Origin of the sequence: Lysinibacillus sp. NPDC092081, from assembly GCF_044755845.1 — a bacterium.
Taxonomy (GTDB): Bacteria; Bacillota; Bacilli; order Bacillales_A; family Planococcaceae; genus Lysinibacillus.
Window position 1 is genome coordinate 26347 of record NZ_JBIVRU010000027.1, and the last position, 23604, is coordinate 49950.

The 23604-nt window shown below is 37.5% G+C and carries 23 protein-coding genes and 1 pseudogene; 17 read left to right on the forward strand and 7 right to left on the reverse strand.

What is annotated here, in order from left to right; all coding sequences use genetic code 11:
- Positions 1–75 precede the first annotated feature (75 nt).
- Positions 76–462 (reverse strand): DUF5391 family protein, encoded by a 387-nt coding sequence (locus ACIQLB_RS23055; RefSeq protein WP_400730972.1) that lies wholly within the window; start codon positions 460–462, stop codon positions 76–78.
- 329 nt (positions 463–791) lie between these two features.
- Here ACIQLB_RS23055 and ACIQLB_RS23060 point away from each other — a divergent pair.
- Positions 792–1183 (forward strand): annotated as a pseudogene (locus ACIQLB_RS23060) (DUF3888 domain-containing protein).
- Between the two features lie 193 nt (positions 1184–1376).
- Here the strand turns inward: ACIQLB_RS23060 and rlmD are convergent.
- Together rlmD and ACIQLB_RS23070 are read right to left on the reverse strand one after the other, a co-directional pair.
- Positions 1377–2756 (reverse strand): 23S rRNA (uracil(1939)-C(5))-methyltransferase RlmD, encoded by a 1380-nt coding sequence (gene rlmD / locus ACIQLB_RS23065; RefSeq protein WP_400730974.1) that lies wholly within the window; start codon positions 2754–2756, stop codon positions 1377–1379.
- A gap of 44 nt (positions 2757–2800) precedes the next feature.
- Positions 2801–3619: a polysaccharide deacetylase family protein gene (locus tag ACIQLB_RS23070; RefSeq protein ID WP_400730976.1), complete on the reverse strand. Its 819-nt coding sequence runs from the start codon at positions 3617–3619 to the stop codon at positions 2801–2803.
- Between the two features lie 216 nt (positions 3620–3835).
- Between ACIQLB_RS23070 and recX the strand changes: the two genes are divergently transcribed.
- The 3 genes from recX to ACIQLB_RS23085 are packed head-to-tail and all read left to right on the forward strand — an operon-like array spanning position 3836 to position 5235.
- Positions 3836–4639, forward strand: coding sequence for a recombination regulator RecX (gene recX / locus ACIQLB_RS23075; protein ID WP_400730978.1), 804 nt, complete (start codon positions 3836–3838; stop codon positions 4637–4639).
- Positions 4636–4965, forward strand: coding sequence for a YfhH family protein (locus ACIQLB_RS23080; protein WP_053483069.1), 330 nt, complete (start codon positions 4636–4638; stop codon positions 4963–4965). Before recX ends, ACIQLB_RS23080 begins: the two co-directional genes overlap by 4 nt.
- Complete coding sequence (locus ACIQLB_RS23085) at positions 4966–5235, forward strand: YfhJ family protein (RefSeq protein ID WP_400730981.1); 270 nt, start codon at positions 4966–4968, stop codon at positions 5233–5235.
- Positions 5236–5274: 39 nt separating this feature from the next.
- Here ACIQLB_RS23085 and ACIQLB_RS23090 read toward each other — a convergent pair whose 3' ends face one another.
- Entirely contained in the window at positions 5275–6261 is a 987-nt protein-coding gene (locus tag ACIQLB_RS23090; RefSeq protein WP_400730983.1) for a metal-dependent hydrolase, read from the reverse strand.
- A 190-nt stretch (positions 6262–6451) separates the two neighbouring features.
- Between ACIQLB_RS23090 and mutY the strand changes: the two genes are divergently transcribed.
- The 9 genes from mutY (at position 6452) to nikC (ending at position 17007) form a co-directional block, all read left to right on the forward strand.
- A complete protein-coding gene (mutY, locus tag ACIQLB_RS23095) occupies positions 6452–7516 on the forward strand; it encodes an A/G-specific adenine glycosylase (protein WP_400730985.1) in 1065 nt (354 codons plus the stop codon).
- A gap of 53 nt (positions 7517–7569) precedes the next feature.
- Positions 7570–7755: a gamma-type small acid-soluble spore protein gene (locus tag ACIQLB_RS23100; RefSeq protein WP_400730987.1), complete on the forward strand. Its 186-nt coding sequence runs from the start codon at positions 7570–7572 to the stop codon at positions 7753–7755.
- A gap of 457 nt (positions 7756–8212) precedes the next feature.
- Positions 8213–8761 carry a nucleoside tri-diphosphate phosphatase gene (gene ntdP, locus ACIQLB_RS23105; RefSeq protein WP_400730989.1) on the forward strand — a complete coding sequence of 183 codons (549 nt, stop codon included), beginning with the start codon at positions 8213–8215 and terminating at the stop codon, positions 8759–8761.
- 220 nt (positions 8762–8981) lie between these two features.
- Positions 8982–10727, forward strand: coding sequence for an ABC transporter ATP-binding protein (locus tag ACIQLB_RS23110; protein ID WP_400730991.1), 1746 nt, complete (start codon positions 8982–8984; stop codon positions 10725–10727).
- Between the two features lie 317 nt (positions 10728–11044).
- A complete protein-coding gene (locus tag ACIQLB_RS23115) occupies positions 11045–12058 on the forward strand; it encodes an ABC transporter ATP-binding protein (RefSeq protein ID WP_400731013.1) in 1014 nt (337 codons plus the stop codon).
- Complete coding sequence (locus ACIQLB_RS23120; RefSeq protein ID WP_400730993.1) at positions 12033–13031, forward strand: ABC transporter ATP-binding protein; 999 nt, start codon at positions 12033–12035, stop codon at positions 13029–13031. The genes ACIQLB_RS23115 and ACIQLB_RS23120 overlap by 26 nt, the downstream gene beginning before the upstream one ends.
- Positions 13032–13223: 192 nt before the next feature.
- On the forward strand, positions 13224–14840 hold the full coding sequence (locus tag ACIQLB_RS23125) for an ABC transporter substrate-binding protein (RefSeq protein ID WP_400730995.1): 1617 nt from the start codon (positions 13224–13226) through the stop codon (positions 14838–14840).
- A 253-nt stretch (positions 14841–15093) separates the two neighbouring features.
- Positions 15094–16098, forward strand: coding sequence for an ABC transporter permease (locus tag ACIQLB_RS23130; protein WP_400730997.1), 1005 nt, complete (start codon positions 15094–15096; stop codon positions 16096–16098).
- A 15-nt stretch (positions 16099–16113) separates the two neighbouring features.
- On the forward strand, positions 16114–17007 hold the full coding sequence (gene nikC, locus ACIQLB_RS23135) for a nickel transporter permease (RefSeq protein WP_400730999.1): 894 nt from the start codon (positions 16114–16116) through the stop codon (positions 17005–17007).
- 58 nt (positions 17008–17065) lie between these two features.
- Here nikC and ACIQLB_RS23140 read toward each other — a convergent pair whose 3' ends face one another.
- Together ACIQLB_RS23140 and ACIQLB_RS23145 are read right to left on the reverse strand one after the other, a co-directional pair.
- Positions 17066–18154, reverse strand: coding sequence for an FUSC family protein (locus ACIQLB_RS23140; RefSeq protein WP_400731001.1), 1089 nt, complete (start codon positions 18152–18154; stop codon positions 17066–17068).
- Positions 18155–18350: 196 nt separating this feature from the next.
- A complete protein-coding gene (locus ACIQLB_RS23145; RefSeq protein WP_400731003.1) occupies positions 18351–19637 on the reverse strand; it encodes a glutamate-1-semialdehyde 2,1-aminomutase in 1287 nt (428 codons plus the stop codon).
- A 131-nt stretch (positions 19638–19768) separates the two neighbouring features.
- Between ACIQLB_RS23145 and bcp the strand changes: the two genes are divergently transcribed.
- The 3 genes from bcp (at position 19769) to perR (ending at position 21746) form a co-directional block, all read left to right on the forward strand.
- Positions 19769–20245: a thioredoxin-dependent thiol peroxidase gene (gene bcp / locus ACIQLB_RS23150; RefSeq protein ID WP_400731005.1), complete on the forward strand. Its 477-nt coding sequence runs from the start codon at positions 19769–19771 to the stop codon at positions 20243–20245.
- A complete protein-coding gene (locus tag ACIQLB_RS23155) occupies positions 20242–21186 on the forward strand; it encodes a D-2-hydroxyacid dehydrogenase (protein ID WP_400731007.1) in 945 nt (314 codons plus the stop codon). Before bcp ends, ACIQLB_RS23155 begins: the two co-directional genes overlap by 4 nt.
- 116 nt (positions 21187–21302) lie before the next feature.
- The gene (gene perR / locus ACIQLB_RS23160; protein ID WP_142510785.1) at positions 21303–21746 is read left to right on the forward strand and encodes a peroxide-responsive transcriptional repressor PerR; all 444 of its coding nucleotides are present in this window, start codon (positions 21303–21305) and stop codon (positions 21744–21746) included.
- Positions 21747–21770: 24 nt separating this feature from the next.
- Here the strand turns inward: perR and ACIQLB_RS23165 are convergent, their stop codons facing one another.
- Entirely contained in the window at positions 21771–22121 is a 351-nt protein-coding gene (locus tag ACIQLB_RS23165; RefSeq protein WP_400731010.1) for a YgzB family protein, read from the reverse strand.
- A gap of 208 nt (positions 22122–22329) precedes the next feature.
- Here ACIQLB_RS23165 and ACIQLB_RS23170 point away from each other — a divergent pair, with 208 nt between their 5' ends.
- Positions 22330–23223 (forward strand): nucleotidyltransferase-like protein, encoded by an 894-nt coding sequence (locus ACIQLB_RS23170; protein WP_370048221.1) that lies wholly within the window; start codon positions 22330–22332, stop codon positions 23221–23223.
- The last annotated feature ends 381 nt before the right edge of the window (positions 23224–23604 follow it).

Here is a 23604-nt window from a genome sequence, read left to right on the forward strand (position 1 = left end):
GGGTTTGTTTTGTATACTTTATAAATCCTTAATGAACTAAAGTAATCTTGAATTTAATAAAAATAAAAACGCTTCTTAAACAATTACGCCCGATTGTTTAAATGCAACAATATACCAAACGATATTGGCAATTAGTGACATAACGCAAAGAACGATCACATATAGAAAATCAGAAAGATTATAAGTAACCATTCCCTTTACAAATGCCAGTCCAATTATTGAAAGTGATATAAGTAACCCTACTCCGCAAAAAACTGCCATAACATATTTCATTCCTTTAACTCCTACCCAATACAAAATTAAAGACAGAATATAAAAGACAAGAAACATTATAATATTCAGCCACATACCTAAAGAATTGAATCCACCAGGATCCGGAAAGGGAGATAGCGAAGCGGCAATCATTATAAAACAGAAAAGTAGCCCCGAAATTATGGTCATTAAGATAACACCATTTCTCATTCTACAACCTCCATAAGAATAATTTTTGGTAAGTTCACTTTACATATAGCACCTCAACAATCTGGCTCGATTGTTGAATAATGAAAAAGCACCCCTTTTCGTTCAATAATTTACATATATTAACTTATTCAACGCAATCGCAAATAACCCTTCTTATTGAACTAAACTGCCCCTTTAGTTCAATAAGAAAAAAAGAGCTGCCTATGCAACTCAATGATTTTCAAGTAAAGCACCCGTTACTTCAATATGTACATACTTTATTCTTTAAAAGGAAACAATACAATTTAGTAAGTAAACCGTAAAGAGGTGTAATTGAAGATAATAAAAAGATGTTAATTACTTTTATACTATTTCTTACTCTAACATCTATTCAAACAAAAACCGTTTCGTCATATAATTCAACTCAAGACTCTGAAGAACTTAGATTACAGGATATGCTTACTCCTTATATTGAAAAAGATTTGAATAGCTATTATTATCCAAATATTTTAAAGGATTTTTCAGCTAATGTAACTCCGTGGAAAATTGAAGTGATTGAAACAAAGAGAGTGAATAGTTTCCGTGGCTTTTTATTGCAAATTACATTTGAAATTGAACTTACAGATGGTGGACATTATATCCCTGTAGGGAAGGATCGCATGACCTATGAAATTTCTCCCAGACCTAGGTTAAATTAATAAATCACACGCACCTAAAAACATATAAGTATCCACCAGAATAATTACGTAATTAATACGGACTTTCTTTAACTAATCTGCGCCGTTAGCCATCCATGAAGAGCAAAAATAAGCACTTCACCACAGAAAATGAAAGATGATTAAGTTCTTTCATGGGAGTTGAATAGCAACAATCTTTTCGAAAACAGCCAAAATTTAAAAAGGGCGTCTCTCATTTTTTGAGGACGCCCATTTTCATTACTTATCCTTCAACACAAGCTTCGCCACGCACTCCACTTGCGCCGTCTGTGCAAACATATCAACCGGCTGAATATACTGCACATCATAAAACTTCGATAATTCGTTTAAATCCTTCGCCAAAGTTGATGGATTACATGATGTATAGACAAAGCGCTTCGGTTTTAGCTTCAGCACAGTGCGGATGAACTCTGGTGCTAGACCTGTGCGTGGTGGATCTACTGTAATAACATCTGGTGTAAATCCTTCCTTGCGCCATTTTGCTAATACGCTCTCTGCTGTGCCGACTGCGTATTTTGTATGCTTGAAGCCATGGTTTCGGGCGTTTTTACGTGCGTCCTGAATGCTTTCTGGGATAACGTCCATTCCACGAACTTCTTTTGCTTTGTCAGCTAGCCATAAACCGATTGTTCCAACACCACAGTAAGCATCAACTACTGTTTCTTTGCCTGTTAATGCTGCTGCTTTTTTGATTTCATCATAGAGATGAACGGTTTGTGTTGGATTTAATTGGAAAAAGGCACGAGCTGATAAATCAAAGGCTAATTCACCAAGCTCCTCATGAATCGTTTCCTTACCATCGAGGACAATCGTTTCATCGCCAAAGATTAACGATGTTTTCTCACGGTTAATATTTTGTGCGATCGATACGATACTTGGATCTATTTTTTTAATACGAGCAATTAGTTCCGCTTGATGTGGAATTTCCTTACGCGTTGTTACGAGCACGACTTGTGTTTCACCAGTACGAATTCCTGTACGTACAACAATCGTGCGCACTAAGCCATCAAGTGTACGACCATCGTAAATAGTAATATTCAGTTTTTGTAAAATTTTACGTGTTGCCACTGTAATTTTTGATGTAATCGGATGTTGGACAAGGCAGTCATTGATGTTCAGTAACTTGTTGCTACCTTCTGCAAATAGCCCTGCATAGACACGCTTACCCTCTTTACGTACTTGATATTGACTTTTGTTACGATAATTCCATGGATTATCCATCCCTAGAGTTTTGCGAACTTCAACTGTATTAGCTAAAGGCTTAGCATAACGTTCTAATGCTTGAATTACGATATCACGCTTTTCGATTAGCTGTTTATCATATGTCATATGTTGAAGCTGGCAGCCGCCACATTCGTTGTAAACTGGACATGGTGCTTCCTGACGATATTTTGAAGCTTTGCGAATTGTTAATATTTCTGCTTCGGCAAAGTTTCGTTGTGTTTTAGTCACTTGTGCTGTAATTTCTTCACCAGGAATAGCTCCCTTTACGAATACAACATTACGCTTATAAAAGCCTACTCCTTCACCGTTAATACCAAGTCTTTTTATTATTAGAGGAAATTTTTGTCCTACTTCCATTGTTGTTTGTTGTGTCAAGCGTTCCACGTCCCTGTTCTTTTAATATCATCTCCCCATTATAACTAAGGAGTAGACGATTGCAAAGCGACAGGAAGATCTTCATGTTCTAAAACTAAATCGTCAAGGGATAAAAATGTATAGCCTTGTTTTTTCGCCTCGGCAATAAACCTAGGAAGCGCTTCAGCGTTATCCTGCGCAACAGTGTGCATTAATATTACAGCACCAGGGTGTAGCTGTTCTATTAGTGCATTATACGCATAATCTGCGCCACGCCGTACATCCCTTTCCCAATCCTTAAAGGCAACAGACCAGAAAATATGACGGTAGCCTTCAGCATTTCCGACCTCTAATAATTTCGCATTAAATGTACCCTCAGGTGGGCGGAAGTATGTTGTACGTTTAATACCAGTTAAACCCCTCAACTTATCGTCAAATTTTTTCCATTCTGTACGCATAGCATCTGGCGATAATCTCGCCATATTTGGATGTCCATATGAATGGTTGCCGATTGTATGGCCATCTTTAACCATACGTTTCACTATATCGGGGGCACTTTCTAAATAATGACCAGTTAAAAAGAAGGTAGCTGGTGCTTTTTCCTTCTTCAATGTATCCAAAATGCTTTCCGTAAACCCATTTTCATAGCCGTTATCAAAGGTTAAATAAGCAACTTTTTTATCAGGCTTACCTTTATAAATAGCGCCATACTTCTCAAGGAGCTGATCAAGCTGTGCCCCAGCCTCAGCTGGTTCACCGTTTTTCGCTCGCTTTAATCCCCAATGGTATTCATCAGAGCCAGAAGCTGAAAATGGATTAAAGCTAATTGCCGCGGCAATAATAAAAGTAGCGATGACCGCTCCTACAATATGCTGTTTCCACATTAAAAACGCATCCTTTCTTTTTCATTAGAATGCGTATTTTTTAAAAAATTATCCTAGTCGATTAATACAATAAATCTTGAAGTGCTTCTTTTAAATGATGCGTAAAACGTGAAATAACCGCGAAAAAGAAACGAATACCCGTGTGAAACGTGAAACCCACAGGAAAAAGCAATGCCCACGAATCATGTTATAATGGTTAATAGTGAGGTGTTACTAATGCGTATTATTACGAAAATTGCACGTCAAAAAAACAATCCAGAACGTTATAATATATATTTGAACGAAGAATACGCTTTTCCTGTAGATGAGGCCATTCTCATTCAATTTGGATTAACGAAGGGAAAAGTGCTTGAGGAATTTGATATTCAGGAAATTGCCTATGAGGATGAAATTCGAAAAGCTTTTAATAAAGGGTTAAATTTTTTGTCTTATCAAATGCGCAGTGAGCATGAGGTCAAGAAAAAGCTTCTCGCGTTAGAATTTGGCGAAGCAGTTATTTTAGAGGCTATACAAAAGCTCAAATCATACGGTTTTTTAAATGATGAAACTTACTCCAAGGCATTACTAAATACGAAAAAAGTTACGATGAAAAAGGGACCTAAGGCAATTAGACAAGACCTTATGAAAAAGGGAATTGATAAAAGCTTACAGGATGAGGTACTTGCTACGTATAGTCATGCGGAACAAGTAAAACTTGCGACACAATTGACTGAAAAGGTCATTCGATCAGAAAAAAAGAAAACACCAACACAAATAAAAGCTAAAATTCAAGATTTTTTAATGCGAAAAGGTTATTCTTTTAGTGTTGTAGATGATGTGCTAAGTCAAATAGAGATTGAGCAAGTTGATGATGAATGGCAACAGCTACTTGAGGTACAAGGCGAAAAAGTTTGGAAAAAGTATTCATCGAAGTATACTGGTTATGAATTGAAAATGAAATTAAAGCAAGCGCTCTATCAAAAAGGTTTTCCTATAGAGGTTATAGATCGTTTTATTGAAGAGAAGGAGAATGAGGAATGAACGAAAAAAATTATGCTGCAATGTCAGAGCATGAATTACGTGAAGAAATAGCTATGATCAAGGAAAAAGCACGTAAGGCGGAGCAGCTAGGAATTATCAATGAATTCGCAGTTTACGAGCGTAAGGCTTTAATGGCAGCTGCTTATCTGGTTGATTTAGATACAATAATTCCTGGAGAAATGTATCGTATTGACGGCTCCGAAAATGAATTTTTCCAAGTGGATTATTTAAAAGGACGCTTTGCTTGGGGACATCGCTTAGGGGGCGAAAAATACCAAGAGGCTTTACCTGTTTCAATGCTATCTCCTGTAAAGGTGGGCAAATAAATGGATGAAAAAATTGAAAAACTAACTGCTGAATTACTTGCAAAAAACCCGCAAATGTCAGTAGGACGTGCACGAGTATGGATTGAGCTTTTATGGAGTGATTTTGAATCAACTTCTGCAAAAGCTGGCTACTCCTATCGTGGTGCTGATTACACTGAAAATTTAGTGCGTCAATTAATTACCAGCTACGGTGATAAACTGCATGCATTTGCAGGATGCAATCCCAAATACGCACATTTACTTGATGCTAGTGATGATATGGTGCAATAACAAAACCCTGACCAATATTTGGTCAGGGTTTGCTGATGTTTAATTACTTGCGCCAACTTGTAATTTTTTCTGGAGTTTATCTTCGGTAAAAATCCAACCTGTGTATGAAGTGATAATCTCATTGTCATCGTTTAAATGAGCGACAGCAACGAACGGATAGCGATTATCACTACGGTAACGCAGATCAATCAATCTTACTTCTGTTAAGCCATTATCGAGTTCTGAAATTTCCCAACGATACAATGGTGAGAATGACACGAAAGCAGCAAGATTGCGATCTTTCAATGCTATTTCGATAAGAGGCGTTTTCGGTAAAGGTTTTATTTCGAATTTATCATAAATGTTAACAGTACGCCCATAAGCGCGCCCAACGTAATAATGCGTTTTGGATTTAGCTGCAATTCGCCAGTGGAAGAATCGCATTGTAGGCGCTACAATAACATACTCTTCATCCTGTATGGTATTATGCACTGCGTTCTTTACAGCCTTTTGGACTGCAAATCGTAAAATGTAATAAACGATAATAATGAGATACATGATACTAAATGTCCAAACTGGATTTGCACCAAATGCCCAAAGTAAAATGCCAAGACAATGTAGTGTGAAAATAATTGGATCAAACGTATTAATGACACCAAGTGCAACCCATCTTCTAGAGAATGGTCGAAGTGCTTGTGTACCATAAGCATTGAAGATATCAACAAAGACATGAAGTGCTACAGCTAAAAATGTCCAAAGCCATAAATGAAACACATTTGCGTCTTGAATAATGATTGCCAAAACTGCTGTAATTAAGAGAGGCCAAATAGCTACTGCTGGTAATGAATGTGTAATTCCGCGATGATGTCGAATATAAATTGCGTTGTTGCGCAGTTTTAAAACAGTATCGACATCAGGTGCCTGTGAGCCAATAATTGTACCTGCCATTACTGCGGTAAAGGTCATAGAATGATCTGCTACAACGGGATCAACGAATGCAAGACCACCGAGGGCTATACCCATAACGAAATGTGTACCTGAATCCAAAAATATCCACTCCTTGTATGCATAAATCTAGAGTACAATTTGCATACATGTATATTTCAATAAATAAAAACAGTCGTGCTAAATTTTAAATCTAAAAAATTGACGGTTTTTGTCGTTTAGGACAGATGTTTTTTCTTAATTGTATACTCTTTTTACCATAAATAAAATCGTAAAGACGCTGGAGGTCACTGTGAATTATTCATATGTAACAGAATTTCGACAATCTTTAGTCGAATGGTTTAATGTTGAGAAACGTGATTTACCTTGGAGACATACTACGGACCCTTATAAAATCTGGGTATCGGAAGTGATGCTACAACAAACACGTGTCGACACAGTTATTCCTTATTACAATCGTTTCATGGAAAGTTTTCCAACATTAGAGTTACTCGCGGAAGCTCCACAAGAATACTTATTGAAGCATTGGGAAGGCCTTGGCTATTATTCCCGTGCACGTAACTTACAAGCAGGTGTTCGCGAGGTATTAGAAAACTACGGTGGGGTAGTACCCGATAATCGCCATGAGATTTCAAAATTAAAAGGCGTAGGTCCGTATACTGCTGGAGCTATTTTAAGTATTGCCTATAATAAGCCCGAACATGCAGTTGATGGCAATGTTATGCGTGTTTTAAGTCGTGTACTTACTATTCATGATGATATAGCAGCTCCAAAGACTAAAAAGATTTTTGAAGAGGCAGTTGAAGAACTGATCGATCCAGAAAACGCATCGTCCTTCAATCAAGGCTTAATGGAGCTTGGTGCACTTATTTGTACGCCAACTTCACCAAAGTGCTTATTATGTCCAGTTCGAGAATACTGTATCGCTTTTAATGAAGGCGAGCCTGAAAAATTACCTATCAAATCTAAAAAAGTAAAGATGAAGCATATCACATACGATGTGCTTGTATGTCAAGATGATAAAGGTCGAATTTTATTGGAGCAGCGCCCATCAGAGGGTTTACTAGCTAATCTATGGCAGTTTCCAATGCTTGAACACGGCAAAGATTCAATAGGTACTTTTATTAATGAGTACGCTATGAATGTTCAACCGCAACAGGAATTGTTAACGTTTAAACATGTTTTTTCACATTTAACATGGCATATAAATAGCTATTTTATGAAATGCAATTCAGCAGTAAAGGGCGAATGGCTGACTCGCGAACAAATAGAATTGTTACCAATGCCCGTTCCAATGCTGAAAATTTGGCAAGAAATGAAGATTAATCAAGAAAATAATATTTATAAAAATTTATGAGCATAAAACCATTCACCTCAGTACACAATAATGAACGTGGAGGTGAATGAATAATGAAAAAGCAAAACAACCAAAATTTACAACCGAATAAAAACATGCAACGTCAAAGTCAAGAATTTGGTTATGAAACAGACGTTACAGACGCTACTGAAGTGCAAAAGCAAAATGCTAAAGCAGAGCAGAAAAAAGCTCAAGCTTCAGGTAACTTCAATAAAACTAACCAAGATCTTGGTGAATAACACTTTGTAACTGCATAATTGCATTTACCTCTAAGGAGCTGTCTAAAATCGAAGAGATTTAAAAAAGACAGCTCCTTTTAAATTTTATTTAGTAAAATCTGATTGCTCAGGAAGTAAGGAGAATTGCTCGGGCAGCCAAGAAAACTGCTCAGGTAGGACAGAGAACTGATCTGGTAGCCGAGAAAAATTGCTCAGGTAGGACAAAGAACGCTCAGGTAGAGAAACCGCTCAAATTTCAAAAGAAAAAACCCCGATCCGATCTATGGGAATAAACAAATAATTCCAATCAAGTTGTTGTTATGATAAAATCCGCTTCAAATTAACGAAATTTTGTACAAATTTAAAAGAGCGCAGGGAAATTTGTGGTTTTCTAACTACACCTTTCGCGTACACATTGCTATAATATACTAGAGACTGCTAGATTTAGGTAGCATAGACGAAAAGGTGGGCTTCAAAGATGGCAATACCGGTAGAAGGAGAAACGATACAAATACATAGTTATAAGCACAATGGCCGTATCCACCGTGTTTGGCAAGAAACAACGATTTTAAAAGGAACGAAAAATATCGTTATCGGTGCGAATGAACGGACACTTGTGACAGAATCCGATGGTCGTACGTGGCTAACGAGAGAGCCTTCTATTTGTTATTTCCATGCGGAGCACTGGTTTAACATCATTTGCATGCTACGTGAGGACGGTGTGTATTATTATTGTAATCTAAGCTCACCATTTGTTTTCGATAATAATGCCATTAAATATATTGACTATGATTTAGACATTAAAGTTTTCCCTGATATGTCTTACTCACTCTTAGATGAGGATGAATATGAGCTACATCGTAAGGAAATGTCTTATCCAGATGTCATAGATAAAATTTTAAAGCGCAATGTCGATAAATTAATTAGCTGGATTCAACAAAAAAGAGGACCCTTTGCACCTGATTTCATCGATGCCTGGACAAGTCGTTATAAGTTTCAGCTCGATATGCAAGCAGATGACTGTTAGGAACACCTATTAGTTTTACTAATGGGTGTTTTTTATGTCTTAAACAATCAGATTGTAAAATAGTTAGTGATAAAGCTAAATTAACTGTACTTAAAACAAAATATTGCTATAATACGTTTGGGCATTCATTTGTGGATGTCTGTTTCTTTTTATATGTGAAGTGGCTCATTTGCTTAATTTACATAAGAGCGAGGCTTCTAAATAAGGATGTGATAATAAATTGGGTAGTATAAAGCGTTATATGAGATTTGTAAAACCATATACATGGGAAATTATTTTAACGATTTTGATTGGTATAGTGAAATTTGCGATTCCGTTATTTATCCCATTACTCATAAAAATTGTGTTAGATGATATTATTGCCGCAAATCATCTAACCGATGCAGAGAAGACAAAAGAACTGTTTTATTGGTTAGGTGGTACGATCATTGTATTCTTTATTATTCGACCACCGATTGAGTATTACCGTCAATATTATGCTCAACACGTCAGTAACAAGGTGCTTTTCGATATTCGAAAACAAATATATGCTCATTTACAGCGACTCAGTTTAAGATACTATGCAAATACAAGAGCTGGCGATGTTATTTCAAGAGTGATTAATGATGTGGAACAAACAAAAAACTTTATTATGACAGGCTTGATGAACGTTTGGCTCGACCTTGCGACAATTGTTATTGCGATCGGTATTATGCTTGCCATGGATGTTAAGCTTACGCTAGTAGCATTAATTGCGTTCCCATTCTATGGGTTTAGTGTGAAGTACTTCTTTGGTAAACTTCGATCTTTAACACGTAAACGGTCACAAGCTCTTGCAGGTGTGCAAAGTTATTTGCATGAACGTGTAGCTGGAATGAGCATTATTAAAAGCTTCACACTAGAAAAGCATGAGCAAAAATTATTCGATGAAGCCAATGGTGAATTTTTAGAGAAAGCGCTGGATCATACGAAATGGAATGCTAAATCCTTTGCAGTGGTGAATACAATCACGGATGTAGCACCTCTCCTAGTAATTGCTTATGCAGGTTATCAGGTTATTAATGGTTCTCTTTCAGTCGGGACGATGGTAGCCTTTATTGCCTATATTGAACGACTTTACGGTCCACTCCGTCGTCTTGTAAGTTCATCAACGATGTTAACACAATCATTTGCATCAATGGATCGAATGTTTGAATTAATAGACGAACCTTATGAAATTAAAAACAAGGCTAATGCGGTAGAGTTACCTCGCGTAAAGGGTGAAGTGCGCTTTGACAATGTGAACTTTCAATATGAAGAAGAGGGCTCACAAATTTTAAACAACATCAATTTTACAATTAATCCTGGGGAGACAGTTGCGTTTGTAGGAATGAGTGGTGGAGGAAAATCAACGATCATTAGTTTGATTCCTCGCTTTTATGACGCAACGAATGGCACCGTATGTATAGATGACTATGATGTTCGTGACGTATCTCTACATTCTTTACGCTCACAAATTGGAATAGTCCTACAAGATAATATTTTGTTTAGTGATTCAGTAAAGGAGAATATTTTAATGGGCAAGCCAGATGCTTCTGATGAAGAGGTCATTGCTGCGGCAAAAGCGGCAAATGCACATGATTTTATTATGGGCTTGCCAGATGGCTATGACACAAAGGTCGGGGAGCGCGGTGTGAAGTTATCAGGTGGACAAAAGCAGCGGGTAGCGATTGCTCGTGTATTTTTGAAAAATCCTCCTATTTTAATATTGGATGAAGCAACTTCTGCATTGGATTTAGAAAGCGAGGCACTTATTCAAGAATCCTTGGATGTACTTGCACATGAACGCACGACCATTATAATTGCTCACCGACTTTCTACGATTACACATGCAGATAAAATTTTGGTTATAGATCATGGACAATTAATTGAAAGTGGTACGCACGAGCAATTGATGCAAAAAGAAGGAACCTACTTTAATTTATTCCAGGTGCAACATTTAGATTGATATACCACGGTATAACAGAAAAAATTTGATTCACTAACAAATTCCATACCTAAATTTGAGTAATGAGTCAATAATCTAAAAATAGTCTTCCATTTAAACATAAACGGAAGGCTATTTTTTTGTCTTATTTATAAAATATTATCGATTAATAATACAATATTAATACGAAACTCGAACGATGTAGAAAATCTATGTTAATTGCAGAATAATAATGATTGAAAGAGCGATGTTTTTTGGTTAGAATTATCTGAAAATAGGGAATTAAGTGATAGTTAATGTAATTAAGTGAAAATATGGGTGGGATGGGGCGAATGATCATGAGAAAAAAGCTGCTAGAAATTAAAGGTTTAAAGACAACCTTTTTTACAGATGATGGACAAATCCCTGCCGTAGATGATATCGATTTTTCTGTTCATGAGGGAGAAATATTAGGAATTGTAGGGGAATCAGGAAGTGGAAAAAGTGTCACATCACTGTCCATTATGGGATTAATACCGTCACCACCTGGAAAAATAACGGGTGGAGAAATACTATTAGATGGCGAAAATCTCGTCACATTATCTGATAAACAAATGCAGAAAATTCGTGGGAAAGATGTGGCGATGATTTTTCAGGAGCCTATGACATCCTTAAATCCTTTGTTTACAATTGGCGATCAGCTAAAAGAAGCGATTTTAATTCATCATCCGAAATGGTCGAAAAAAGAAGCATTTGCAAGGGCAATTGAAATTATGAAACTAGTAGGTCTACCGCGTGCTGAGGAATTATTAAAAGATTATCCACATCAGCTATCGGGGGGGATGCGACAACGGGTCATGATTGCAATGGCGCTTGTCTGTGATCCGAAGGTATTGATTGCTGATGAGCCGACTACTGCATTAGATGTTACGATTCAAGCTCAAATCTTGCAGCTTATGAAAGATTTAAATATACGTTTAAATACGGCTGTTTTATTAATTACACATGATTTGGGCATTGTAGCAGAGACATGCGAGCGAGTTATTGTAATGTATGCAGGTCAGATTGTAGAGGAGGCACCTATTCAGGAGATATTCGTTAATCCAAAGCACCCGTATACACAAGGACTTATTAAATCTGTACCAGATATGCGTTATAAAAAGGACAACCTTTACTCTATACCAGGGAGTGTACCAAAGCCCGGAAGTATTCAGGAAGGCTGTCGTTTTGCAGCGCGTTGCGAATTTGCGATGGATCGCTGTGTACAAGAAACACCACCTTTATATGAAGCAACAGAGCAGCATAAATCGAGATGTTTTTTACTAGAGAAACAGGAGGTGGAGTACCATGTCGAAAGTGTTGTTGAAAGTTGATGGTTTAAAAAAATATTTCCCCATTCGGAAGGGTGTCTTGAACACACAAGTTGGAGACGTAAAGGCAGTGGATGATGTTTCCTTTGAAGTTTTTGAAGGAGAAACATTAGGTATTGTAGGTGAGTCCGGATGTGGTAAATCAACAACTGGTCGACTTTTAATGCGATTGCTTGAGCCAACAGAGGGCGAGATTGAATTCGCAGGTAAAATGATTTCTGAATTATCGAACAATGAAATGCGCAAAGCTCGTAGAGACATTCAAATGATTTTCCAAGATCCTTATGCTTCTCTTAATCCGAGGCATAATATTGGGAAAATATTGGAGGAACCTCTTATTGTTCATGGAATGGGCAATGCAAAGGAACGTAAACAGAAAGTTTTAGAGCTTCTCGAAATTGTTGGGTTAAATGAATATCATGTGAAACGGTATCCACATCAATTTAGTGGTGGTCAAAGACAGCGTATCGGTATTGCTCGTGCTCTAATGACGAACCCTCGTTTGATTATTGCGGACGAGCCTGTCTCTGCACTCGATGTGTCCATACAGGCGCAAGTATTGAATTTATTGCAAAACTTACAAAAGGACTTAAAGCTAACTTATATTTTTATCTCCCACGATTTAGGGGTTGTACGCCATATTAGTAATCGTGTAGGTGTAATGTATTTGGGGAAATTAGTGGAGCTGACAGCAAGTGAGGATTTATATGCTGAGCCACTTCATCCATATACTCAGGCACTGCTATCCTCGGTACCTGTTCCAGATCCTACGTTTGAACGTGAACAGCTCATTATTTCTGGAGATATTCCGAGTGCTTCGAATCCGCCAAGTGGGTGCACTTTCCATACGAGATGTCCATTTAAAAAGGAAGAATGTTCTCAAGTAGTTCCGAAAATGCAAGAAGTGAAACCGGGTCATTTTGTTGCTTGTCATCTATACCCCGCATTAACGGGCAGTAATTTATCTAAAGCATAGCGTTAGGTACAAGACTCCTTCCTAAAAATTCAACGAAAGTAAAGAAGCTAGGTAGGAGAGTAACTGCCCGTAAATGCCCGATTGGTGAAGACTAATAATCAGTGAGGATGAAAACAACCCCCACTGATTAAAGTTTCACTGTATGATGCAACCCAACATTCAATGATATAAAAAAACTTAGGGGGAAATTCAATGAAGAAAAAGAAGCTTTGGACTTTGGGTGTAATGTTTATCCTTGTTCTTTCGACAATCTTAGCTGCTTGTGGTAGCTCAGATACTAAGGATGCGGGTAGTAAAGATACTTCAAGTGGTGGCGATAAAGCTAGCAGTGGTGGACCAAAAATATTAGTTTATGGTCGTGGTGGTGATTCAGTAGCGCTAGACCCTGCAATTGTAACTGATGGTGAATCATTCACGGTTACAGCAAATATATATGAAACATTAGTGAATTTTGGCGAAAAAGATGTAACAATTCAACCAGGTTTAGCGAAATCATGGGAGCCTTCAGAAGATGGTTTAACATACACATTCCATCTTCAAGAAGGTGTAAAGTTCCATGATGGCACTGATTTCAATGCAGAAGCAGTTGTTAAAAATTTTGAACGCTGGAAAGCTGGTGCTGATAAACACCCTTATTACAGCTCCCAATTTGTAGTAGGTGACAAGCAAGTGATTGAATCGGTAACTGCTAAAGATGATCATACTGTTGTATTCAAGCTTAGCCAGCCACAGGCACCATTCCTGAAAAATTTAGCCATGTCTCCTTTTGCAATTGCTTCTCCAACAGCTTTTGAAGCAAATGAAGAAGGATTATCTGCAAATCCAGTAGGTACGGGTCCATTCAAATTTGTGAGCTGGGTACGTAATGATGCAATTACTATTGAGAAAAATCCAGATTACTATATTGATGGTTTACCGAAATTAGATAAAGTAATCTATCGTTCAATTCCAGATAACTCTGCACGTTTAAATGATTTAACAGCAGGAAACATTGATGTTGCGGATGGTTTAAGTCCTTCTGATAAATCTTCAATCGAATCGAATGCAAAATTACAATTAATCGAACGTCCATCTATGAATGTCGGCTATCTTGGACTAACGGTAACACGCCCACCGTTCGATAACGTAAAAGTTCGTCAAGCAGTAAATTACGCGATCGATAAACAAGCATTAGTAGATGCATTTTATGAAGGCTTAGCAGTGCCAGCGAAAAATCCTATGCCTCCAGTAATTTCAGGCTACAACGATGACATTAAAGGCTATGAGTATGATCCAGAAAAAGCTAAAGCATTATTAGCTGAAGCTGGCTATGATGGTAAAAAAATTCAGCTGTGGGCTATGCCTGTACCACGTCCGTATATGCCAGATGGCAAAAAAATTGCGGAAGCGATCCAAAAGAATCTAGATGATGTTGGAATCAAATCTGAAATTGTATCTTTTGAATGGGCTACGTATTTAGAAAAAGCACAAAAAGGTGAAGCAGATGCGTTCTTACTTGGTTGGACAGGTGATAACGGAGATGCGGATAACTTCCTTTATACTTTATTAGACGGGGATAACATTGGTTCCAACAACTATACATTCTATGACAACAAAGAATTACACAAACTTTTAGTGGCTGCACAAACTGAAATTAATGAGGACAAGCGTAATGGATTTTACAAGAAAGCACAAGAGATCATCTCTAATGATGCGCCATGGGTTCCACTTGCTCACTCTACTCCAATTTTAGCTGCTAACGCTAAAGTTACAAACTATATTGCACATCCAACAGGTTCTGACCGCTTAGCTAATGTAGATATGAAGTAGCCATAAAAGGGCTATCCTAACACAGGATTTAATTGAAGAGGAAAGTTTAAAGAATCTGCTTGCTTTCTGCGGGTAAGCCGTAGAAATCTAGCGGATTTTTTTTACAAGCTAGAGGTATTTTTTTCTGTATGAAAGACCAATCATCTAAACGATCAAACCGTTTGGTGAAGGCTGACCCTTTCTACAGTATAGGTAAAGACTTCAATGCTTTTATGCAAAAGTATATTATGAAAATAACAGAGGGGTGAAGAAGATGCTTCACTATATGGGAAGGCGTGTGTTTCAATTAATCCCAGTTTTGCTTGGAATGACTTTTATCGTTTTCATGTTAATTCGTGCAATTCCTGGTAATCCAGCGCAAGTAATTTTAGGACAGCAGGCAACGAAAGAAGCGGTCGAAGCGTTAAACGCAAGTTTAGGATTAAATAAGCCGTGGTATACACAATATTTTAGTTATTTAGGAGGCGTTTTTCAGGGTGATTTAGGAGTATCATTGCGTACTAAATTACCTGTATCAGAGGAAATTTTCCCATATTTAGCGGCAACAGCTGAGCTAGCGCTATTTGCCATGATCATCGCTGTGATAGTTGGAGTAAATGCAGGTATTATTTCTGCATGGTTCCAAAATTCTTGGTTTGACTATGTGGCAATGGTAGTTGCTTTAATCGGGGTGTCTGTACCAGTCTTCTGGCTCGGTTTAATGGAACAATGGGCTTTCAGTAATCAGCTCGGCTGGTTCCCGACATCAGGTCGAGAAGATGTGCGAGATCCAATAACCACCATTACACATTTTTATTTACTGGATACGCTAATACAAGGACGCTTTGATCAATTTACAGAAGTGTTAAAGCGATTAGTATTACCTGGCATAGCTCTCGCGACAATTCCAATGGCGATTATTGCAAGAATGACTAGGTCATCTATGCTTGAAGTAATGCGCTCTGACTATGTACGCACCGCTAGAGCAAAGGGGCAAAAAATGTTTATTGTCGTTTATAAGCATGCATTGAAAAATGCTGTTATTCCAGTACTAACAGTAATCGGTTTGCAAACAGGATTACTGCTAGGGGGTGCCATATTAACAGAGACAATCTTCAGCTGGCCTGGCATTGGTCGTTATATTTATGATGCCATTGGCTTCCGAGACTATCCTGTTATTCAATCAGGTATATTAATAATTGCTTTTATTTTTATCATGATTAATTTAATTGTGGATTTACTGTATACGGTGATCGATCCACGGATTAAATACAAATAGAGGGGAGAGCCGATAATGACTGGAGCGATAAATATAAAAACAGAAGCAGCACCAAGTCGTGAACGAGCGGTAGGTCCTTGGAGAGAAGGCTGGCGTAGTTTTAAAAAGAACAAAATCTCCCTAGTAGGTGCAGGCATTGTACTATTTTTTATTATACTTGCTATAGTTGGCCCGATGATTGCTCCAGAAGGGGTTAATGATCAAAATCTTTCGAAGCGTTTATTAGCACCATCAAGTGAGCATTGGTTTGGCACAGATGACTTTGGTCGGGATATTTTCTCTAGAATTATACATGGAGCAAGAATTTCTTTGTGGGTAGGCTTTTTTTCAGTTATTCTTTCTGTAATTGTAGGTAGCTTACTGGGCATTATTGCGGGTTATTATGGAAGATGGATTGATACGATTATCTCGCGTATTTTCGATATTATGTTAGCATTCCCTAGTATTTTACTAGCTATTGCGGTAGTAGCGGTGCTTGGACCATCTTTACAAAATGCATTGATTGCCATTGCCATTATTAACGTGCCGAATTTCGGACGCCTGATTCGTTCGAAAGTATTGAGTGTTAAAGAAGAGGAATACATCGTAGCAGCAAAGGCCATTGGAATGCGTGATTCACGGATTTTATTCTCGCATATTTTGCCAAACTCGATGACGCCAATCATTGTGCAAGGAACGTTAGCGATAGCGACCGCGATTATTGAAGCGGCAGCACTAGGCTTCCTAGGATTAGGAGCTCAAGCACCAGCACCGGAATGGGGAAAAATGCTAGCGGATTCCCGTATCTATTTATTAAAGGCGCCGTGGACGATGATTTTCCCGGGGTTAGCTATTATGTTAACGGTTCTCGGTTTTAATCTAATGGGGGACGGTCTACGTGATGCGCTTGATCCGAAAATGAAAAGCTAAAAAAGGGCGAAGGGGTGGATATAAGGCCAACCCTTCGCTCTTTTGTGCGCTTCAACTATTAGATAAACTCCTCTTCAAATTCCACATTAATTTCTTGGCCATGATGAGTTTGATACGACACAATGAGCGTATCTAAATGCTCTAGGTTTTCTTCGTAATCTAAAATACGCGATAAAATATAAAGCAAGTGATAACTCGAGAATTCTGTATCGCCTTCATCATGCGCATAAGTTATTTGTTTTATAAATATTTCCATTAACTCGTTACGCTGAACATAATCAATATGTTTACTCCACTCCGAATGCTCGGGCTTTAATTTCCCCGTATATTTCAGTAGTAGCTGTTCATGGTAAGTTAGCAGGAAATCAAGTCGTTCTTGAATCATTAAATGAAATTGCGTCGGTAGCTGCGCTAATTCATTTTCATGATTATGAAGACGATGAAGCAACTCTAAACTTTTCTTTGACGTTGTAATCATTTGACGATAAACAACTAATTTACGTGCTTTTACAAACTTTTTATTTTTAAAGTAACTACGCTCTTCCTTATAAAAATCATATAGTGTGTCAACTCGTTGCATACGAGACTTAAATTTGCTTAATGCTTCTTTTGTAGACGTATGCTCAGATGCCTGGCGAACAGCAAGTCGCGTCCATCGGATAATATCATCCTGTAAAAAGTAAATCTTACGGAAAAGCTTTACTTCATATTTTGGTGGTAGGAAGAACAGATTGACAACAAATGCTGCTAACACCCCAACCAATATGGTAACAAAGCGAATAAGACCAAATGTAAGAAAGTCATCTCCTTGAAACTCCATAATCGCTACAACTGTAACAAGTGCTAGAGACAACGATTTTTCAAGTTTAAATTTCAACATGATACCGATCGCAACAATGACTGCAATGCCGATTGCTACTACATGGTGACTAAAAAGCAAGCCGAAAATGACCGCGATGGTAGCTCCTATAATATTGGCCTGTACTTGCTCGACAATTGTTTGATAGGAACGATAAATAGATGGCTGAATCGCAAAGATTGCTGCAATTCCTGCAAAAACAGGTGAAGGTAGCTCTAGCAGCTCAGCAATAAATAGTGCAAACACGATTGCGACACCAGTTTTAAATACACGGGCACCTAATTTCATAGAAAATGGATGTCCTTTCTGTCTAAAATTTTAAGCTTCTTTACATTATAGAAGGAAGTGCTCATAAAATACATAGATTTGTATGTCATTTAAAGAAAAAGACGACCCACAAGGGAGTCGTCTTTAAAATTTAATCGTTATAGACACTGTTCTAAATTGCTCTTTTCGTTAGGTGTTTAGCCTTTGCATTTATAAATTACAATTGTGAAAACGCAGTATCTACCGCTTTAATTGTTTCAAGAATATCTGCTTCTGTATGCTCTGTTGTTAAGAACCAAGCTTCATATTTTGATGGAGCTAAATTAATGCCTTGTGCAAGCATTAATTTAAAGAAGCGTCCAAAGATCTCACTGTCTGAGTTTTCGGCTTGCTCATAGTTTTCTACTGTCACATCTGTAAAGTAAATTGTAAGAGCACCTTTAAGGCGATTAACAGTAATTGTTACATCATGTTTTTTGGCTGCAGCCAGGATACCTTCTTCTAAAATGGCTCCTAGACGGTCCATTTCGTCATAAATTCCTGGAGTTTGTAATACTTCTAGGCAGGCAATACCAGCTTGCATGGATGCGGGGTTTCCTGCCATTGTGCCTGCTTGATAGGCAGGTCCAAGTGGAGCAACTGTATCCATAATTTCTTTACGACCGCCGTATGCACCAATCGGTAAGCCACCGCCGATTACTTTACCAAGTGCAGTTAGGTCAGGTGTTAAGCCTAATAAGCTTTGAGCACTACCATAGTGGAAGCGGAAAGCAGTAATAACTTCATCGTAAATAGTTAATGCACCTTTTTCCTTTGCTGTGGCATGAACTAATTCTAGGAAGCCAGGGTTAGGCTCTACAATACCGAAGTTTCCAACGATAGGCTCTATTAAAATAGCTGCGATTTGATCGCCCCATTTATCCATTGCTGCTGTAAATGCTTCAGGGTTGTTAAATGGTACAGTAATTACTTCCTCTGCTGTTGAAGTTGTAACACCTGCTGAGTCTGGAGTACCTAATGTTGCGGGACCAGAACCAGCAGCTACTAGTACTAAGTCAAAGTGACCATGGTAGCAACCAGCGAATTTCATAACTTTTGTACGACCAGTATAAGCACGTGCAACACGAATTGTTGTCATGACAGCTTCTGTACCAGAATTATTAAAGCGTACTTTATCCATAGATGGGATTGCTTCTTTTAGCATTTTAGCAAAAGTAACCTCGTATTCAGTTGGAGTCCCAAACAAAGTTCCATTTTCAGCTGCGTGTGTAATAGCTTTTGCGATATGTGGGTGACCGTGACCAGTAACGATTGGACCGTAAGCTGCTAGATAGTCGATATAGCGGTTGCCATCAACATCCCAAAAATAAGCACCTTTCCCACGAGCCATTGCAACAGGTGAACCTCCGCCAACTGCTTTATAAGAACGAGAAGGGCTATTTACACCACCAACGATATGCTGTAGCGCTTCTGCGTGTACTGCTTCAGATTTTGTGTGATTCATATATATTGCCTCCTAAATCTTTATACTTCATCTATTGTAGACCTATCAGTGCAAGAAATCCAAAGAAATTAAGGGATATGATTTGTTTTGCTATTTAGAGTAAAATAGAGCGTACAGAGGAGGAGATTGATATGGCTTTAATAGAAGGTAAAAAAGCACCTGATTTTTCCCTTATAAATGAAAAAGAAGAAATAGTAAAGTTAGCGGATTTCAAAGGACAAAATGTTATTTTATATTTTTATCCTAAAGATATGACACCAGGCTGTACGACGGAGGCTGGTGACTTCCGTGATAAGCATGAGGATTTTAGTAAATTAAATGCAGTTGTACTGGGTATTAGTCCTGACGATCCCAAAAAGCATACCAAATTTATAGATAAGCATGGATTACCATTCTCGCTATTAGTGGATGAGGATCATGCCGTAGCGGAGGCGTATGGAGTCTGGGTGCTGAAGAAGATGTATGGACGTGAATATATGGGGATAGAACGTTCGACATTTTTAATGGATACAGAAGGAAATCTTATAAAGGCTTGGCGTAAAGTACGTGTAAAAAACCATATTGAAGAAGTATATACATATTTAGCAGAATGGGAGGCGACGCAATGAGAATTTATTTTACGTTTGAACCAAGACCAGATTTACGTGAGCCACTAGTAGCAGAATTTCCACAAGTTGATTTTATTTTTGAAAATGGCTTATCAAACGATGAGCTACAAAAAGCGGATGTGCTTGTTACATATGGTGAAGATTTAAATGATAAAGATATGCAGTATGCGGCAAAGCTTAAATGGATATTTGTAGCTTCAGCGGGGATCGAAAAAATGCCAACTCAGGCCATTGTTGAACGAGGGATATTAGTTTCGAATGTACGTGGCATTCATAAAACACCAATGGCAGAATCAATGCTTGCTCATATTTTGGCGATTAAGCGTGCGCTACCTTGGATGTATGAACAGCAGAAGAAAAGTGAATGGTCAAAAAAAGCGAAACAAACCGAGCTGCGAGATAGTACAGCACTTATTTTAGGACCTGGAGCTATTGGTTCGGAAGTAGGTCGCTTATTGCAAGCATTTGGTGTTGTAACAATTGGCTGTAACCGTTCAGGGAACGAAGCGGCATATATGAATGAGATGGTGAGCTTTGATCAACTAATCGAAGCTTTACCTAAGGCTGATATTGTTATTTCTGTATTACCTAAAACAGAGGAGACGACACATTTATTGAAAGAACAACATTTTATTGCGATGAAAAATGATGCCATTTTCATGAATTTTGGTCGTGGAAACTTAGTAGAGGAAAACGTTTTGATACATGCCATTCAAGCAGGCGAAATTGGTTATACTGTTTTAGATGTATTTGAACAAGAGCCTTTAGCTGAGAATCATCCTTTATGGACTTTACCGAATGTCATTGTGTCTCCGCATATTTCAAGTCACTCATCTCGCTATGTTGAACGCAGCTTAGAAATCTTTAAGCCAAGTTTAGAGAAGTGGTTACGTGGTGAAACAGATTTAGAAAATATGATGGATATTTCAAGAGGTTATTGAAGAAGCAGTCCTAATCAAACCGAAATGTGTATGATTGTTGACAGAAGTAAGAGTAATTCGATACACTAATTATAACAATTATAAATTAATAATCTTTATGGAAGAGGTGCATGACGATGTCTGAAACGCATTTACAGGATGCACTTGACACGTTAAAAACAACTGGTGTTCGTATTACTCCTCAGCGTCATGCTATTTTGGAATATTTAATTCAAACAATGGCACATCCAACTGCCGATGAAATTTATAAAGCACTTGAAGGGAAATTCCCAAATATGAGTGTAGCGACAGTCTATAATAATCTTCGCGTATTTCGTGAAGTTGGTCTAGTAAAAGAACTAACTTTTGGTGATGCTTCAAGTCGCTTTGATTTCGTTACAAACGATCATTATCATATGATTTGTGAATGCTGTGGAAAAATAGTCGACTTCCATTATCCTGGTCTCGACGAAATTGAACATTTTGCATCACAAGTAACAGGCTTTGATGTGCATTCGCATCGTTTAGAAATTTACGGCACTTGTCCATCGTGTAAAGATGTATCTGCAAAAGTACAATAAAAAATTCCTAGCTCTTTATGGGGGCTAGGAATTTTTTGTCTTATTATAAGATTGGTCGAACTCTTTTCCTTCTAGAGTTGGATCCAGCGTTAACGGTTCATTGCAGTACATACACATATCTACACGACCTAATATTTTTGTATACTTATGGCAATTAGGACATTCCACTTGAACAGCTTTTGTTGAGAGCAGTCCAATCCATGCATATACGACTGTACTACCAATAATACAAAGTAAACCAAGAGTCATGAAAATTAATACTAGAATAGGATTGTTTTTAAAGAAGATTCCCCCATACATAACTACAAAGCCGATAAAAATAAGTGCTAATGCGAATGAACGGATTTTATTAATTTTACTTTTGTAAGGTTTCATTTATCATCTTGCCTCCCAATCTAAAATCTACTATAACATATAAGAACAAAGTATTTTAGCTTTGATATTGTGGAAAGAAGGAATACTTTTAGAGTATGTCGAAATTTTAACGAAATCAATTTCGCTTGGCGTTATTGAGTACGGTGAAAATCCGTGACACCCACCGTATGAAGATAAAAGGTCACTAGCAAATAGAGGGGGACTGAACATGGAACAAGTTTTGCGTCCGATATACCAGGAACGTGCAAGTCAGTCGAATACATTAGGCGTTATTTTAGTGGGAAAACGCGAAGAAAAAAGTAATGTGACAGATACATTTGATACAGTCTTACTTATTATTGTAAAGGAAGCAGAAAAGCCAGTCTTTACGAAACATTACTTATATGAAGGAAATAAAGTAGCTTTACATACTGTTACTGAGAAAATAATACGAAAATGGCTACTTATTGGCTCAAATAAAAAAGTGGTCGATTGGATTTTCTTTGGTAGAGTATTATTTGATCGTAATGAATTTCTTCATAAATTAAAAATTGAATTACAGGAGTTTCCGTTTAGTGGTCGTAAAATCAAAACGGGCATTCAATTTTCAAAGTTAATTCGCCGTTACTTAGAAGGGAAAGAATACTTTGATAAGGGTAGCTATCTCGATGCTTATAATCATGTAGTAGATTCGTTACATCATTTGGGACGTTTATCCATCATTGATAGTGGACTTTATCCTGAAGTAACTGTTTGGGCACAGGTGAAAAAAATAGAACCAGCGATTTATAAATTATACGAGGAGCTTGTTACAAGTAATGAACCGATAGAAAAACGGTTAGAACTATTGTTTTTAGCAAGTGAGTTTTTAATACATTCACGTACTCGGGACGGCGCTCAACATATTTTAGAAGTAATGCAAACAAAAGAGACTTGGACAATTCAGGAATTGCACGATCATGATGAACTCATGAATTACTCAGTTGATTTAGAAGTGTTTGTAGAATATTTAGTGGACAAAGGCTATATTCAAATTGTACCTATTGTTGCGAAAAGTGAAATGATATTCCACCGTCATTATAAGGTAAATAAAGAAGCTCTAGAAATGGAGCAAGGACTGTAGTATGCTAGTAATCGAGGTATAAAAAAATACCTCGATATTTTTTATAAAAAGTTCTTGACTTTTAATTCGTTGATATTGTATTATATTAATTGTCGCTAAGACATAACAAAAACCTCAACAAATGAAAAAAACTTTTTTAAAAAAGTTATTGACACGAATTGAGTTAAATGTTAATATAAAGAAGTCGCTGAAAAACAACGACTACAAAATGAACCTTGAAAACTGAACAAGCAAAACGTAATCAATAAAGTTTTTAGTAGCTAACCTTGAGTTGGTGAACGAAACGAAATTTTGGACATCAAACATGATGCCAGCAAAACAATTTGAGCTAATCAAATTTCTTTTTATGGAGAGTTTGATCCTGGCTCAGGACGAACGCTG